The organism is Pseudomonas sp. yb_2, assembly GCF_043103905.1.
Lineage (GTDB): Bacteria > Pseudomonadota > Gammaproteobacteria > Pseudomonadales > Pseudomonadaceae > Aquipseudomonas > Aquipseudomonas alloputida.
Genome location: NZ_JBICKH010000077.1, coordinates 87,361 through 104,080, shown reverse-complemented (window position 1 = coordinate 104,080; position 16,720 = coordinate 87,361). Strand labels below are relative to the sequence as shown.

Below are 16,720 nucleotides of genomic sequence, written 5' to 3'. Positions count from 1 at the left end.
ACCGCTAACCCGTATGGTTAGCAGGGTTTTATGGGGGCACGCTTGCGGCCCTGGACCTGCCCGGCTATCGCAAGGCAGCCTTCAAATATTGGCGCCATCAGCCAGCCTGCACTAGCGTTGTGCTACCAGCCAGCCCAACGTTCCTGCGGAGCACTCGATCATCATGCCGGACCTGCGCCCGAACCCGACGCTGTGCCTGGAGTACCGTGCCGAACAGCCCATTCACCACGCTTTCATCCAGCAGGCCAGCCGCTGCCCGGCGGCCATTGCCATCATTGGCCAGCACACAACCTGCAACTACTCCCAACTGGAGCAGATCAGCGCGGGCATTGCCGCGTTTCTGGTTAAAAACGCCACCAGCGGCACCGATCGTGTGGTCATCGTCACCCGCCGCAGCGCCGCCCTGGTATACGCCATGCTCGGCTGCCTGCGTGCCGGCCTGGCCTTCACCGTGGCTGACGCCGCTTACCCTGCCGCGCGTATAGAGCAAATCGTCAACACCCTGAAGCCTGCGGTGATACTGCGCTGTGCCGAGGCAACCGTCGACGTCGGCCAGCCCATGGTCGTCACGGTGCCCGAAGCCCCCGCGGAGGCGCTGCAGGCCTTCCCTCGCCAACCTGTCGCGCTGCCCGCTGTCAGCCCTGAGCAGCCGGCCTACATCACCTTCACCTCGGGCAGCACCGGCGAACCCAAGGGCATCTTTACCCACCACGCACCGCTGGTGCACTTCATCGACTGGCATGTGCGCCAGCACGGCTTTACCCAGGCCGACACCTTCTCGCTGCTTTCTGGCCTGGGCCACGACCCGGTATACCGCGACGTGTTCACGCCACTGTCGCTTGGCGCAACCATTGCCTGCCCGGCGCAGTCGACCCTGACCGACCCCTCACGGCTGGCCAGCTGGCTTCAGCAGCACGGTGTGAGCGTGATCCACCTCACCCCGCCGCTGGGCAAGCTGATCGAAACCGGCGCACACCTGAACGGCCAGGTTCTCGACCACCTGCGCTACCTGTTCTGGGGTGGCGATGCACTCAGCCCGACGCAGTACCAGCAGGTCCGCGCCATCGCACCGAATGCCGTCAATGTGAACTTCTACGGCACCACCGAAACCCCACAGGCCATGGCTTTCCATACCCTCGACCCGGAAATGGACACTGCCCGGGTGCCCTTGGGCAAAGGCATTGCCGATGCACAATTGCTAGTGATAAACCCGGCCAACCAGCTGGTCAGCGAGGGCGAGACAGGCGAAATCCTGATCCGCAGCCCCTACCTGTCGCGGGGTTACTGGGGCGACCCGGGGCTGACCGAAGCCAAATTCATCGCCAACCCGTTCACCGCTGACGCGGCTGACCGCTGTTACCGCACGGGCGACCTGGGCACCTACCTGGCCGATGGCAGCGCCAGTTTTCTGGGGCGTGCTGACAGCCAGGTGAAAATCCGTGGGCATCGCATCGAGCTGGCGGAAATCGAGAACACCATCAGCCGGCACCCACACATAGGGCAATGCGTGGTCCTGGCCAACCACGAGGGTGCATCGACCCGGCTGGTGGCCTATTGCGTCGCACAGCAGGCCACCCGAGCTGACGAACTGCGCCAGGCCCTCGCCGGCCAGCTGCCTGACTATATGGTTCCGGCGCTGTTCGTGTTCCTTGATGCCCTGCCGCTCACCCCAAACGGCAAGGTCGACAAACGCGCGCTGCCTGCGGCATTTGACGACAGTATCAGCCCACCGTTGTCACCCTTGGCCGAAAAGCTGAGTACAGCCTGGGCACGCATCCTCCAGGTGCCGCGCCTGGACGCCAGGTTGAGCTTTGTCGAGCTGGGCGGCGACTCGCTGTCGTTCGTACAGGCTTCGCGCGTGCTCGAAGCACTCATCGGCCACCTGCCTGAACGTTGGGAAACCCTGCCGGTGTGCCAGCTGGCCGAGCTGAGTACGCCACCCAAAGGTACGTGGCGGGTGATGGAGATGCCGGTGTTCATCCGCATGCTCGCGATCATCCTGATTGTGGTCGGCCACCTGGGCGAGTTCGACCACTGGCTGATCGTCGGCGAAACCTCGGTGCTGTTTCTGGTCTCCGGCATCGCCCTGGCGCGCTTTCAGCTCAAGGCCATCGAAGCGCGTGGCGATGCACGCACGCTGCTCAGGTCACTGGCAGCCATCGTGGTGCCAACACTGTTGTATACCGCATTGATCCAGCTGGTATTCGACCGGCTGCATTGGCAATCGCTGCTGCTGGTTTCCAACTGGTTCCCCGCCAGCGAGGTCAGCCTGTTCAACTATTGGTACATCGAAGTGTTGGTGCAGATGATCGTGATCATTGGCCTGGTGCTGTCGATCAAGCGCGTGCGCCAGGTGCTGGTTGCCGACCCGTTTCGCTGGCTGATCATCGCTGCCTGTGCACTGGTAGCGCTGGATGTGTTCCTCAACCAGTTCGTATTCGACGCCAGTGCCTTGCTCAACCGTGTACCCCAGCACTTCCTGGCGGTGATGGTGCTGGGCATGGCCGTGCACCATGCCGACACGACCTCACGCAAATGGGTGGCCAGTGCGGTGGCCGTGCTGGTGGTGGGTGAGCTGGACCTGATGGCGGTTGCCGGTGTTGGCTGGCAAGCGCTCACACACTATGTCGACATCGCCCTGCCAGCGATACTGGCGCTTGTCTGGTTCCGCTCGGTGCCAGTACCCGCCCTGGTTGCACGGGCAGGTGCGGTGATCGCTTCGTCAACCTTGTATATCTACCTGACGCATTTCCAGTTCGAGTCGGTGGCGGAGCATGTTTTCAGGCACCCGCTGTTCGAGGTGGCCCTGGCACTCGCTGGAGGGGTACTGGTGAGCTATTGCTGGAACACCCTGTTGCGCCTGCTGTTTACCCGCAGGCGCAAACAGCACCAGGCGCGTGGAGCCGATCCAGCTGAACGCGTCACCTCTGCCTGAACGAAGATGACCCCGCCGGCGCATGCACTACGTGCGTCCGGCCAGTTCAGCCAGCACCTCGGCCGAGGTAGTGACCTGGCGGAAGTGGTGCTTCCACAGGTCGGTACCCAGCTTGCCCGAACGGTCCAGCGACGACCCTATTGTCATGTCTGTCACCAGCGTGGGCATCAGCCCTGCATCGAACAGGGCAAAGCCGGCGGCCAGCACGCAGGTTTCGGTCTGCAGCCCACACACCAGCACCCGCTCTACACCCAATTGCCGGATGTAGTCGATAGCTTCGGCACTTTGCCCATAGCCATGCTTGACGAACACCTGGTCGGCCTCGACCAGGCTTTCGTCCTCGGCCGCCGGGTGCCAACCGAGCTGGCGCTCGAACGGCGTGACCTGTTCATCGTGCAACTCGACCGAGGCTATGGTGGGAATGTTCGCTGACAACCGCCGCAAACCATCGACCAGCCACTCGGGTGGGCTGAAGGTGGACTGAACATCGACGATGAGCAAAACCTGGCGCATGGGCGGATTCCGGCACGGGCAAAAGGCGCGAAGTATAACGCGAAGCAACTGCCGTGGTCGCTGGACAGGCCCGGGGAACCATTCGGCGACTCTTTGCGCAGAAAAAGGGGCTGCTGCGCAGCCCCCCTGTTGTACCCGTAACAGCTAACCCCAGCGCCCCTCAACCGGCGAGGATGAAGTCTGCGGCGGTCACCGTGGTTGCATCTGCCAACCCCACCAAACGTATGGAGTCGGCAGCACCGATACTTACCAAGGTGTCCGCACCAACATCGGCGATGGTCACACTGGCGCCAAAGGTGGCTGCGGTGATGTTGAGGGCGGTGATATCCAGCCGGTCCTGGCCACCCGCCGCAATGGCATCGAAATTGATGATCAAGTCGTTGCCAAAGCCTGCAGCGAACTGGAACACATCGTTGCCATCGGTGGCGATCAGGGTGTCGTTACCGGCCCCACCCACCACCGTATCGTTACCTGCCGCACCGTTGAGGAAGTCGTTGCCGGCCCCCCCGATCAGGGTGTCGGTACCCACGTCGCCGAACAATGTGTCGTTACCATCGCCGCCCTGCAGGGTGTCATTGCCGTTGCCGCCATCCAGGCTGTCATCGCCAGCGCCCCCGTTCAGGTTGTCGTTACCGGCCTCCCCCAGCAACGTGTCGTTGCCGCCACCGGCATCGAGGCTGTCGTCCCCCCCTCCACCGCGCAGTTGGTCGTCTCCCAGGCCGCCGAACAGCTGGTCGTTCCCGGCGTCGCCGTTGAGGGTGTCGTTGCCGGCATTGCCGTTGAGCACATCGTTACCGCCGTCGCCGCTGAGCGTGTCATTACCTGCCCCACCGTCGATGATGTTGGCCAGCCCGTTACCCGTGCCGGTGAAGTTGCCCACCCCGGTAAAGGCCAGGTTCTCGACGTTGGCCGCCATGGTGTGGCTGGACAGCGTGGTACGCACAAGGTCCGTACCGGCCCCCGTCGCCTCGACCACTACATCCCCGGCATCATCCACCACATAGGTGTCGTTGCCCACGCCACCCACCAAGCGGTCGGCACCCGCACCGCCGTTGAGCAGGTCGTTGCCGGCACCCCCCGTGAGGGTGTTGGCCAGCGCGTTACCGGTACCGGTAAAGGCGCTGCTGCCGGTATAGGTCAGGTTCTCGACGTTGGCACCAAGGGTGTAGCTGGCCAGGCTGGTCTGCACCTGGTCCGTGCCACCATTGAGTGCCTCGGTGACCGTATCTCCGGCGTTGTCGACCAGGAAGGTATCGTTGCCGGCACCGCCATTCATGGCATCTGCGCCAAGCCCGCCGTTGAGGGTATCGTTGCCATCCTCGCCATTGAGCAAGTCAGGGTCGTCACCGCCATTGAGGATGTCGTTGCCAATGCCACCGAACAGCTGGTCGCTGCCGCCCAGGCCGTTGAGCGTGTCGTTGCCGCCCAAGCCCGAGATCACGTCATTGCCTGCGCCACCGGTCAGGGTGTTGGCTCCATTGGTACCAACCAGTACAACACCCGGTGGCACGGTGACTGCAGCGGTCGCCGCCGAGGTCAGCGACTCCAGGGTGCCGAAGCCGTCGGTGTAGCGCACGATCACCCGTAGCTGCTGGTTACCCTGGGTGAAGCCGGGGGTGAAGGTGGCCGCCGTGGCCCCGGCAATATCGGTGAAGGTGCCGCCGGTGCCTTGCTGCCACTGGAAGCTGAAGGCCCCCAGGCCGTCGATGTCGGCAATTGCGCCGGTGAGCGCGGTCAGCGTCTGGCCTTGGTCGGGCGTGGTGTCGCTGATCAGCAACGCACCGGTCGGCGCATCGTTGACGTTGGCCACCGGGTCGAGAATGTCGGAGGCGACGCTTTCCTGCACGCCAAAGTCATCCACGTAGCTGACCACCACCCGCATGTTCTGCCCCACTTGCGCCTGGGTCAGGACGAACGTGCTGCTGATGGCGCCGGCGATGTTGACCCAACCGACACCCCGGTTGGACTGCCACTGGAAGGTGAACTGAGGGTTGCTCAGGCCGTCGGCATCGACGATGGTGGCCGGGTTGGCGGTGAGCGTCTGATTCTGCACCAGCAGCCCGGTCACGGTCGGCCCGGCGCTCGGCGCGCTGTTCGGCGTCGAATCGACGATTTCCAGCGTGCCCTTGGCGTCCTGGTACACCGCACGCACGCGGATGTTCAGGCCGGCGACATCGTCCGTGACGCGGTAGGTCGTACCGGTGACCCGTGTCGCTTCACCAGCGGCCACAACCGTGATGTCTTCATAAACCCCGGAACCCGGCAGCGCCTCGACTTGCCAGTAGTAGGCCACGGGGCCGTTCACCGCACCGGTCGCATTGGTTGCGCTGACATTGTCCGCGTCATGCACGGCGAGGTTGCTTACCCTCAGCAGCTGGCCACTGACGGGCGTATCGTCGCGCAGGCCGGTGCTAGCATCGAGAATCGCCAGGTGGCCGGTGGGGCCGGCGTTGACTGCCGTACCGACGCCAGAGGCCTGCGAACTGTCAGAGAACTGCAGGCGCTCGATGCCGGTCAGGTGGTCGACGCCATCGCGACCGGCCACCAGGTCGGTGACGGTCACCGAGTTGCCATCGACCACCACGCTGTAGTCGGTAGCCACCCCCGAGAACACCGCCGTGTCGTAATTGTCGGCACCGCTGAGGATCTCCCGCACGATCACCAGTTGGCCCGGGTTGTAGGTGCCATTGAGCATGAACGGCACCATCGGCTCCATGCTGTTGAAGCTGGCGATTTCCGGGCCGCTGCCATCAGGGTTGGCGCGTACGCTGATGCGCACGTTCAGCCACTTGTCGCCGTCGAGGATATCGTCGCCACCCCGGCCTTCGAGCAGGTCGCTACCGCTGCCGCCGAGGATGATGTTGCCACCGTCATAGAAGGTCGCCCCGGCCGCCAGCAGGCCGGCCAGGCCGTCGATCAGGCTGATGTTGGTCAACACGCTGCCGTTAGCACCTGCAGTAGGCAGCGAGGTGGCGTCTTCGCTGTCGCCGCGCAGGAAGTCGCCATGCGCCGAGCCCGACAGGCCTTCCATGATGTCGAAGCGCACCAGCGTCGAAGCGCCCGAACCCGGTACCAGTGGCACATCGAAGAAGCGGTCGCTCATGTCGATGGACACGCCTTGGGCCAAGTCCTTGAAGGTTGCCCAGTCATAGCCCGAGCCACCAATGTAACGGTCGCCGAACCCCAGGCTGCCGACCATGATGTCGTCGCCGCCTTCACCGTTGAACTTGTCGTTCTCGTTGCCGCCGACAAATACGTCATTGCCGATGACGGGGTCGTTGCCGAGCGGGTCGAAGTTGTCGCCAGGCGCGCCGTCCGAGGTGCCCTTCTCGATCCAGTCGTCACCTTCGTTGCCCATGTCCTGCTCGTTGGCCTTGCTGCCGAGGATGAAGTCATTGCCTTGGCCGCCAATGGCTTCGGAGGCGTCCTCACCGGTGACGATGAAGTCATTGCCGAAACCGCCGATGATCAGGTTGATGCCATTACCGCCGTGCAACACATCGTTGCCGTCGCCGCCCTGGATGTTGTCGTCACCGCCCATGTCGCTGATGATGTCGTCGCCGGCCCCACCGCGCAGCTGGTCGTTGCCGTCGCCACCCTCGATGCGGTCGTTGCCGGCATCACCCCAGACCGTGTCGTCGCCTTCGCTGGAGACCAGAATATCGTCCCCGTTGGTGCCGCCCAGCACGATGTGCTCGGCACCGGCATAGCGGATGTAGTGGGTGTCCGGGCCAGCCGTCAGCGGGCTGTCGCGGAACACCACCTGCTCGCCGTTTTCGCCCAGCGGGTCGGCGCTGCCAAGGCCCTCGTTGTACTGCTTGGTCTGGTCCAGTTCCAGGTAGAAGCCAGGGTCGGAAAACACCAGGCCTGGCAGGTGGGTGGCCGAGCTGTTGGCCATGATCAGCTTGGCGAACGAGTTGCTTTCCAGCTCGGCGTTCATCGACAGGCCCGCCGTGCGCTCCAGGTAGTAGAAGCGGTCGCCGTCCTGCAGTTTCTCCATCTGGTTCTCGAACACGAAGTTGAAGGTGCTGCCGAGCATGCCGCCAAATGGCGCTTTTGCTTCCGCCAGGCCGCCGATCCACAGGTCGATGGCATCGACACCGGTCACGGTGACTGCCTTGAGGTCATCGGCAGTACCCAGTACACCGTCCTTGCCGGGCAGGGTCACATTGGCCCAGGCGCCGCTGCTGTTGAGGAAGTCCATGCGGTCGGCGGGTGCGCCATCGCCGCCGAACACCAGGGCCATGGCCGCGGCGCGTTTTTCCAGCAGGGTGGTGGCAGCGGTGATGGTGCTGTGAGTGCCGTAGGCCGCGATGAAGTTGATCAGCGACTCTGGATGTTTCAGGTGTTGCACCAGGTCGACCCAACTGCTGTACGGTTTGAGCTGGGTATCGCCGGTTTGCCCGTAGATTTCACGGCGCACAGCGTTCAGCGAAGGGATACCGACGTCGCGGCCACGGGCGATGTTGATCGCTGGCAGGTCCAGTGGCAGGCCGAGCAGGTTGTTGCGCAGCGCCTCGGTGACGAACTCGTCGATTTCGTTACCGGCCTGGCGGGTGACCCCGCGCACGATGGCGCTGGTGGCGTCCTCGGGGGTAACGCCACTGGCGGCATAAGCCAGCGGGTTGAGGAAGGCCGCGATCAGCCCCAGTTGCTGGTCGGGGTTGGCGCTGGCCGGGTCCTGGATGACGTTGAAGTCGATGTCGAAGCGGTCGACAGTCTCGGTCAGCATCGAGTGGCCGAAGCGGTATACGGTGTGGGCGAACTCGGCCACGATCGAGGCATCGAGGTCGACGTCGTATACCTGGGTCGGGGCAAAGAACAGGTCGACCCGAGGTTGCACGGTGCGGGCGAACTCCTCGAACACCAGGTGCTGGTACTGCATTTCGGTGCCGAACTTGGCCGCCTGGAACAACCGCTCGCCATTCCACACCAGGGCACCGATCTCGGCCGGGGTGACCGGCAAGGCGCTGACCGGGTTGAGCAGCCATTCGTTGAGGAAGGCCAGGTCACCCGAGTCGAGCACGGTGTCCATGGTCTGCGCCACCAGCCGGTTGTGCTCGGAGTGGAAGATCGCATGCACGGCGGTCAGGCCGATGTTCTCGTTGACCCGGCCGTCACCGGCGATGTAGTGCGCGTCCAGCAGTTCGTTGTCGTAGGCCAGGTTGGCACCGGTCTGCGGGTTGACCGGCACGGCATTGCCGGCCACGTTGTCGGCATCCGGCGCCAGCACGCCGCCACTGAACACCGGCACGGCATTGTGGGCGATGTCGGCAAGGAACTGGTGCCCGGTACGCACGGCGTTGGTCAAGTCGAGCGGTGCCAGCGGGTTGCCTTCGACCTCTTGGTCATCAGCGGTGCCGGCAATACCGTCCAGGCCTTTCATCACCACCATCGGGTAGCCGTTGGGGCCTTTGATGAAGTTGCCGTAGGCGTCGGTGGCCAGCAGCGGCACGTTGTCGACGTCGGCATCGGTCAGGTTGATGCCGAGCAGGTCGCGGGCCTGGGCCTTGACCACCTTCCAGGTGGCCATGCCGCCGATCTCGGTGTCGTCGGCCGTGCCGAACCGCCCATCAGCGCCCAGGTCGCGATTGGTGATCAACCGGCCCGTGGCGACCGGGCCGTCGTCAGTCATGACATAGGCGCGCAGGAACACCTGGTGCGAGGGATGCGAGCTGTAGGTCTGGTTCTGGTCAACGAATGGCGTGGTGGTGTTGGTGTGTTCGCGGATGTCGTCGGCGTTGCCGAGGATGCCGTCCGGCCCAGGCAGGTTGGTGGCACGGGTTACCACCATGAAGTTGGTGAAGCCACCCTCCACGTACAGCGGGTCATCCGGTTGCAGCGGGATGTAGATGGTACCGGAGCCGCCCTTGGTGACCAGGTCCAGACCATGGTCGAAGAACTGCCCGAAGAAGGTCATCCAGGCGTTGAACGGCGCAGACAGCCCGGCATCGGCAGCGGTGTTCTCGAACAGGTACACGTCATGGTCGTCGGTGGTGCCGAACTGGCCGTCCATGCCCGGGCTGGCGACGATGCGCACGCCATCCTTGAGCACGTCGTCGTTGCCTGCGGCGCCGAAGTTGAGCACGCCATCGGCACCCGGGTCATACGCGGTGGCATAGGCTGCCGGGTTGTTGGAGGTCTGGTCGACAATCAGGTTGCTGATGGTACGTGGCTGAGAATCGAACACCGGCCCGCTGGTCTGCTGGTACGACGAGCCCGGGATCGCGGGGGAACCTGGGCCGAAGAAACCGGCTGGCGCACCTTCGGCCGGGTTGAATACCGGGTCGGTCACGCGCGGGAAGACGTTGTCGGCGGCACCGTATTGGGTGTTGTTGTTGCCGTTCAGGTTCATCAGGTTGTTGTTCGAGCCATCCACCGCACGCAGGCCCATGGCTGCACGGACGTTGGGGATCAGCGAGAGGATGTCCTGCCCGGCGGCATCGGCCTCGGCAATCTTGATTTGCGCGAGGATGAAGTTCAGGTCGGAGCGCACCATGTGCAGGCCGGCACCGCCGTCACTGGCATCCACCACCGGGGTGGCCACTGTCGGCACCACGGGCGCGCCCGGTTGCACCACGGTGGTAGGCTGCGAGTACAGCACTTCGGTGGTGCCATGGGCATCCTGATAGATCGCCTTGACCCGCAGGCTCAGCCCGGCCAGGTCTGGCGACACCTTGAACGAAGTGCCATCAGCGCTCTGGAAGGCCAGGTCGCCGGCCGGTAGCAGGATGATGTCCTGGAACACACCGCTGCCCGGGTCGGCCTCGAACTGCCAGTAGTAGGACACCGAACGGTCGGCGAGCGACCCAGCCGGGTTGCCCGCACTGATATTGTCGGCGTCGCGCACGGCGGCCACGCTCACCGTAAGCATGTCACCCACGGTAATCTCACCGCCGTTGCCGTCGAGCAGGGTCGGGCTGCCGGTGGGTTGTGCGTTCACCCCCTCCACCAGTACGCGCTGGCTATCGGCAAACTGCAGGCGTTCGATGTGCAACAGGGTATCGACGCCATCGCGGCCGGCCACGGTATCGGTCACGGTCCAGACGTCATCGGCAACATCGGCGGTGCCCTTGGTGTTCTGGGTCACCACGTACTCGCTCTGTAGCCCAGAGAATACTGCCGTGTCGAAGGCGGCCCCGCCGGTCGAAGTGCCGGGCAGGATTTCGCGCACGGCCTTGAGCTGGCCGGGGTTGTAGGTGCGGTCAAGCATGAACGGAATCATGTCGGCCATGCTGTCGAAGCTGGCGATTTCCGGGCCGGTGTGGTTGACGTCGCCAGGGGCGTACACGGCGATGCGCACGTTGAGCCACTTGTCGCCATCGACCAGGTCATCGCCACCCCGGCCTTCGATCAGGTCGCTGCCATTGCCGCCGAGCATGATGTTGCCGGTGGCAAAGCCGGTGGTGGGCAAGCCGGCATCCGCCAGGAACTGCTGCAGCCCACGTATCAGCGCCACGTTGGTCAGCGCACTGCCGGTGGCGCCGCCATGGTTGAGAATGGTCACGGCATCGACGTCGTCGCCCTTGAGCACATCGGCGTAGGCCGAACCGGACACCCCTTCGACCTCAGCGAACCTGTCCAGAATCGAGGCAGGCGAAGCGCCCACCGGGTTGAACACGCCAGCGTTCTGGTTAGGCGCGTTGCCATGGGGCTGAGCCAAGGCGGCCAGGCTGAGGTCCACGGTGACACCGACGCGATCATTCTTGTTGGTGACCCAGTCGAAACCGGACATGCCATCCATTTTGTCTTGGGCATCGCTGCCGACGAAGATATCGTCGCCGCCCTCACCGATCATTTCGTCGAAGCCGCCGCCCCCGACGAAGATGTCGTTGCCAATGACTTCGTCACCCAGCAAGGGCGCGAAGTTGTCACCAGGTGCGCCGTCCTGGGTACCCTTCTCGATCCAGTCGTCACCCTCGTTACCGGTAGGTGGCAGGTTGGTCTTGGCGCCGAGGATGAAGTCGTCGCCTTGGCCGCCGAAGGTGGTACTGATGTCCTCGGTGGTGATGATGAAGTCCTGGCCATCGCCGCCCAGGATCAGGTTACCGGCAACCCCCATGCTACCAGCGACGATCACGTCGTTGCCGGCATTGCCTTCCAGGCGGTTGTCGCCGAACGAATCAGTGATGATGTCGTCGCCCGCGCCACCCAGCACCGCGTCGTTGCCGGCGCCGCCTTCGAGCAGGTCATCACCGGCATCGCCATAGAGGGTGTCGTCGCCTTCGCTGGAGATAATGATGTCGTTGCCCGCGGTGCCACCCAGCACCACATGGTCTTCACCGGTGTAATGCAGGAAGTTGCTGTCTGGCCCGACGGTATCGGGGTTATCGCGGATCACCAATGGGACGATTTCAACCCCGTTGATCTCGATGCCGCCAGTGGGGTCGGCCTTGCCGTCGGCACCCAGCCCGGTGAACTGGTTGGCCTGGTTCACTTCCAGGGTGAACGTGGGAGTGAGGAACACGGTGTTGGACAGGTGGGTGACGTCGGAGTTGGCCATGATCAGCTTGGCAAAGGAGTTGTTTTCCAGCTCCGTACCAAAATTCATGCCTGCCGTGCGCGACAGGTAGTAGAAGCGGTCACCGTTCTGCAGCGCTTCCAGCTGGGTTTCGAAGACAAAGTTGAAGCTGGAGCCGAGCATGCCGCCAAACGGCATTTTCTTCTCGGCCAGGCCGCCGACCCAGAAGTCGATGGCGTCGACCCCGGTCACGGTCACCCCGGCAATGTCGTCGGCCGTGCCGGCGATGCCGTCCGCACCGGCCAGCGTCACGTTGGCATAGGCACCGGTGCCGTTGAGGAAGTCGAGGCGGTCGAGGGGTGCGCCGTCACCGCCAAGTACCAGTGCCACGGCGGCGGCGCGCTTGGCGGCCTCGGTGGTGGCCCCGGTAATGCTGCTGTGGGTGCCGTAGGCGGCAATGAAGTTGATCAGCGACGCCGGGTGCTTGAGGTGGTCGGCAAAGTCGACCCAGCTCATGTAGGGCTTGAGCTGGCTGTCGCCGGTGGCGGCATAGAACTCGCGGCGGGCCTCGTTCAGGCTGGGGATGCCGGTATCACGACCGCGGGCGATGTTCAGCGCAGGCAGGTCAAGTGGCAGGCCGAGCAGGTTGTTGCGCAGGGCTTCGGTGACGAACTCGTCAATCTCGTTGCCCACCTGGCGGGTAACGCCGCGGATGATTGCGCCCGCCGCTTCATCGGCCGTGGCCCCGCTACCGGCGAACGCCAGCGGGTTGAGGAACGCGGCAATCAGGCCCAACTGCTGGTCGGGGTTGGCCGGGTCGGCAGAAACCGGGTTGAACGCCGGGTCGTAGCGGTCGACGGTTTCGGTCAGCATCGAGTGGCCAAAGCGGTACACCACATGGGCAAACTCGGCGAGGATCGCCGGGTTGATCGAGGTGTCGTAGCCGTTGGGGGCGAGGAACTCGTCGATCTGCGGCTGGATGGTGCGGGCGAACTCTTCGAACACCAGGTGCTGGTACTGCATCTCGGTGCCGAACTTGGCGGCCTGGAACAGCCGCTCGCCATCCCACACCAGCGCGGCGATGTCGGCAGGCGTGGTGGGGATGGCGGTTACGTCGTCGATCAGCCACTCATTGAGGAACGCCAGGTCGCCCGCGGCCAGCAGGGTGTCCTTGGTCTGCTGCACCAGGCGGTTGTGCTCGGAGTGGAACACATGGTGCACGGCGGTCAGGCCGATGTTCTCGTTCACCCGGCCGTCACCGGCGATGTAGTGCGCGTCGAGCAATTCGTTGTCGTAGGTCAGGTTGTTGCCACCCTGCCCGACCGGCTGCGCGTTACCCACCAGGGTGTCGGCGTCCGCCTGCAGCGCACCCCCGACCACCACCGGTGCGGCATTGTGGGCGATATCGTCAAGGAAGCCATGCCCGGTGCTCACGGCATTGGCCAGGCTGATCGGTGCATTGCGGTCGCCCTCGACCAGCTGGGTGACGTCATCGGCGGTGCCAGCAATGCCATCGGCGCCGTTGTTCACGCGCATGACCACCTGCGGCATGCCGTTGGGTCCGCGCAGGAAGTTGCCGTAGGCATCGGTGGCCAGCAGCGGCACGCTATGCACGTCGGCATCGGTCAGGTTGATACCCAGCAGGTCGCGGGCCTGGGCCTTGACCACCGCCCAGGTGGCCATGCCACCGCTTTCGCCGTTGCCATCGTCGGCGGTGCCGAACTTGCCATCGGCGCCCAGATCACGGTTGGTGATCAGGCGCCCGGTAGCCACCGGGTCACCTGCGGCGTTGACCGTGTATTCGCGCAGGAACACCTGGTGCGAGGGATGTGAACTGTAGGTCTGGCTCTGGTCGACGAAGGGCGAGGTGGTGTTGGGCTGGCTATCGTCGGCGGTACCCACCACGCCATCGGCGCCGGCGGTGCGCACGGCGCGGGACAGCACCATGAAGTTGGTCGGGCTGCCGGCCACGAACAGAGGGTCGTCCGGGCGCAGCGGGATGAACACGATGTCGGTGCTGCTCTTGCTGACCAGGTCCAGGCCGTGGTCGAAGAACTGGCCAAAGAAGGTCATCCAGGCGTTGAAGCCGGCGGTCAGCCCGGCGTCTGGTGACACATTGGGGATGAAGAACACAGGCTTGTCGTCAGCGGTGCCAAATACGCCGTCGATACCCGGGCTCATCACCGGCGCGGCACCGCCGTTGGCCTCGACTGCGGCCGGGTTGTTGGCTGTCTGGTCGACGATCAGGTTGCTGATGGTGCGCGGTTGCGAATCGACGACATTGCCGGTGCCGACATAGTTGGCGCGGTAAGACGCTTCGAGCAGGCGCAGGAACGAGTTGTCGGCTGCGCCGAACTCGCTCTGCCCGGTGACCAGGTTGTTGTAGCTGCCATCCACCGTGCGCAGGCCAAAGGGTACCTGGCTGTTGGGCAACAGGTCGATCAGGCTGGCGCCATCGGCGTGTGCCTCAGCGATGAAGATCTGTTTGAGGATGAATTCAAGGTCCGACTTGCTGAAATTGGCCATTGCAGTTGCCCTCGATCTGTCCGGAGATGACACAGGGCAACAGGGTCCTTCCCGCGCCCAGTCAGTGTTGACGTGCGCAGAATCTGGTTGGGTGTACCGGGCTCAGTAGCGCAGCACTCGTGTGCTGAAAGCTCTGACCTCTTCTTGGCAAGCAGGCACCCCGTTGCGGAGGGGCCCTGTAAACCGTGCGCAACAGGTGTAACGCACGTGCATCGATCCCAGCTCGCACAGGGCCCGAATACTTCAGACTAAAGTCGTAGGCCAAAAGCTTGTCAATATTTCGTCAAAAAAATCTTAGCCGTTGATAATGCGATGCAACTCACTGTTTTTCTGTAACTTATAAAAAGTTCAAAGTATTTATAGAGCGAAATGATATTACTGGATGTTTCGTTGCAACCTACGCTGCTGTCTGTGGGAGCAACGCAGCGTTTGGGCAATATCGCCATCAGTGCGACCCGCCTGCGAGCCGACCAAAAAGCCACAACAGCCGTTGTACGGGGCGCCGCAAGGGCTTCCCGCTTTGTGATAAAGGGAGGCCTCCGATGCCTAAGCCACCACGCACCCGCTCCGAACTGGCCGACGTGCTGTTTCACTTGCGCCGCAGCTTCTACGCCCTAGCCGCCTTCAGCGGCGTGATAAACGTCATGATGTTGACGCCAGCCATTTATATGTTGCAGGTGTATGACCGCGCCCTGGTCAGCCGCAACGTCACCACCTTAGGCATGCTCACCTTGCTGGTGGTCGGGCTGTTCCTGCTGATGTCGGCGCTGGAGATGGTCCGCACCCGGGTGTTGATAAGGGTGGGCAACGGCCTGGACATGAGCCTGAACCGGCGCATTTTCAGCGCTGCCTTCGAACGCAACCTCAGCCGTGCCGGAGGTAACCCGGCCCAGGCCCTGCAGGACTTGGCGCAGGTACGGCAGTTTCTCACCGGTAACGGCCTGTTCGCGTTCTTCGACGCCCCCTGGACACCGATCTACCTGTTGGTTTGCTACCTGATCCATCCGTGGCTCGGGCTGGTCACCACGATTGGCTCGCTGATCCTCGTCGGCCTGGCCTACCTCACTGAAAAGGCCACGCAAAAACCCTTGGCCGAAGCCAACCAGGCAGCCATGTCGTCGGCCAGTTACGCCAACAACAACCTGCGCAACGCCGAAGTGATCGAAGCCATGGGCATGCTGCCGTCAATCGGCAAGCGCTGGTATCAGGGCCACTTGCGTATCCTGCAGATGCAGACCCTGGCCTCCGACCGCGCGGCGCTGATCAGCAGCATCGGGCGCTTCGTGCGCATCACCCTGCAGTCGCTGATCCTCGGCACCGGCGCGCTGCTGGCGATAGAGGGCACGATCACCCCCGGCATGATGATCGCCTGCTCGATCCTTACCGGCCGAGCCCTAGGCCCGGTGGAACAGGTGATTGCTGCGTGGAAGCAACTGCTGGGCTGCCGCCTGGCCTGGGGCAGACTCAATGACCTGCTGCAGGACTACCCGCAACGGCCACCGAGCATGTCGCTGCAGCGGCCAATGGGCATGCTGGCCGTGGAGAACGTGATCGCCGGCGCCCCAGGCAGCAGCACCAGCATCGTACGCGGGGTGAGCTTCAGCCTGGCCCCGGGTGACAGCCTGGGTGTCATCGGCCCCTCGGCCTCGGGCAAGTCTACCCTCGCCCGCCTGTTGGTAGGCGTGTGGCCGGCCCAGGCCGGCAAGGTGCGCCTGGACGGCGCCGATATCTTCACCTGGAACAAGGCCGAACTGGGCCCGTGGCTGGGCTACCTGCCGCAGGACGTGGAGCTGTTCGAAGGCACCATCGCCGAAAACATCGCCCGCTTTGCCGAGGTGGACAGCGACGCGGTGATCCGTGCCGCCCGCAGCAGCGGTGTACACGACATGATCCTGCGCTTCCCGCAGGGTTACGACACCCGCCTGGCCGCCGATGGCAGCCCATTGTCTGGCGGCCAGAAGCAACGCATCGCGCTGGCCCGCGCCCTGTATGGCGAGCCCAACCTGGTGGTGCTGGACGAACCCAACGCCAACCTCGATGACGTGGGTGAAAAAGCCTTGGTCGATGCCCTTGCCGAGCTCAAGGCACGCGGCGCCACGGTGGTGCTGATTTCCCACCGGCCCAATGTGCTGTGCGCGGTCGATCAGATACTGATGCTGCGCGACGGGGGTGTGCACATGCTTGGCAGCCGCGACGAAGTGTTCGCCGCGCTGCGCAAGGCCGCGGTGATTCCGGCAACGGCTGCGGCACCGCTGGCTTCGGTCAAAGTACGGGAGTAACCGACC

At 63.9% G+C, this 16,720-nt stretch carries 4 protein-coding genes; 2 read left to right on the top strand and 2 right to left on the bottom strand.

Translation table 11 applies throughout. The features are described 5' to 3' along the window. Positions 1–163: 163 nt before the first annotated feature. Complete coding sequence (locus ACF8FB_RS21605) at positions 164–2,935, top strand: amino acid adenylation domain-containing protein (protein WP_392511926.1); 2,772 nt, start codon at positions 164–166, stop codon at positions 2,933–2,935. A gap of 27 nt (positions 2,936–2,962) precedes the next feature. Here ACF8FB_RS21605 and ACF8FB_RS21600 read toward each other — a convergent pair whose 3' ends face one another. Beyond that, entirely contained in the window at positions 2,963–3,448 is a 486-nt protein-coding gene (locus ACF8FB_RS21600) for an isochorismatase family protein (protein WP_143493682.1), read from the bottom strand. Between the two features lie 160 nt (positions 3,449–3,608). Continuing rightward, positions 3,609–14,435 (bottom strand): peroxidase family protein, encoded by a 10,827-nt coding sequence (locus tag ACF8FB_RS21595; RefSeq protein WP_392511924.1) that lies wholly within the window; start codon positions 14,433–14,435, stop codon positions 3,609–3,611. A 542-nt stretch (positions 14,436–14,977) separates the two neighbouring features. On the opposite strand from ACF8FB_RS21595, the gene ACF8FB_RS21590 reads away from it, so the two are divergent. Beyond that, on the top strand, positions 14,978–16,714 hold the full coding sequence (locus ACF8FB_RS21590; RefSeq protein ID WP_010953487.1) for a type I secretion system permease/ATPase: 1,737 nt from the start codon (positions 14,978–14,980) through the stop codon (positions 16,712–16,714). Positions 16,715–16,720: the final 6 nt, after the last annotated feature.

Coding starts and splice junctions, on each gene's coding strand:
- ACF8FB_RS21605 (WP_392511926.1), top strand. CDS start 164: ATGCCGGACCTGCGCCCGAACCCGACGCTGTGCCTGGAGTACCGTGCC.
- ACF8FB_RS21600 (WP_143493682.1), bottom strand. CDS start 3,448: ATGCGCCAGGTTTTGCTCATCGTCGATGTTCAGTCCACCTTCAGCCCA.
- ACF8FB_RS21595 (WP_392511924.1), bottom strand. CDS start 14,435: ATGGCCAATTTCAGCAAGTCGGACCTTGAATTCATCCTCAAACAGATC.
- ACF8FB_RS21590 (WP_010953487.1), top strand. CDS start 14,978: ATGCCTAAGCCACCACGCACCCGCTCCGAACTGGCCGACGTGCTGTTT.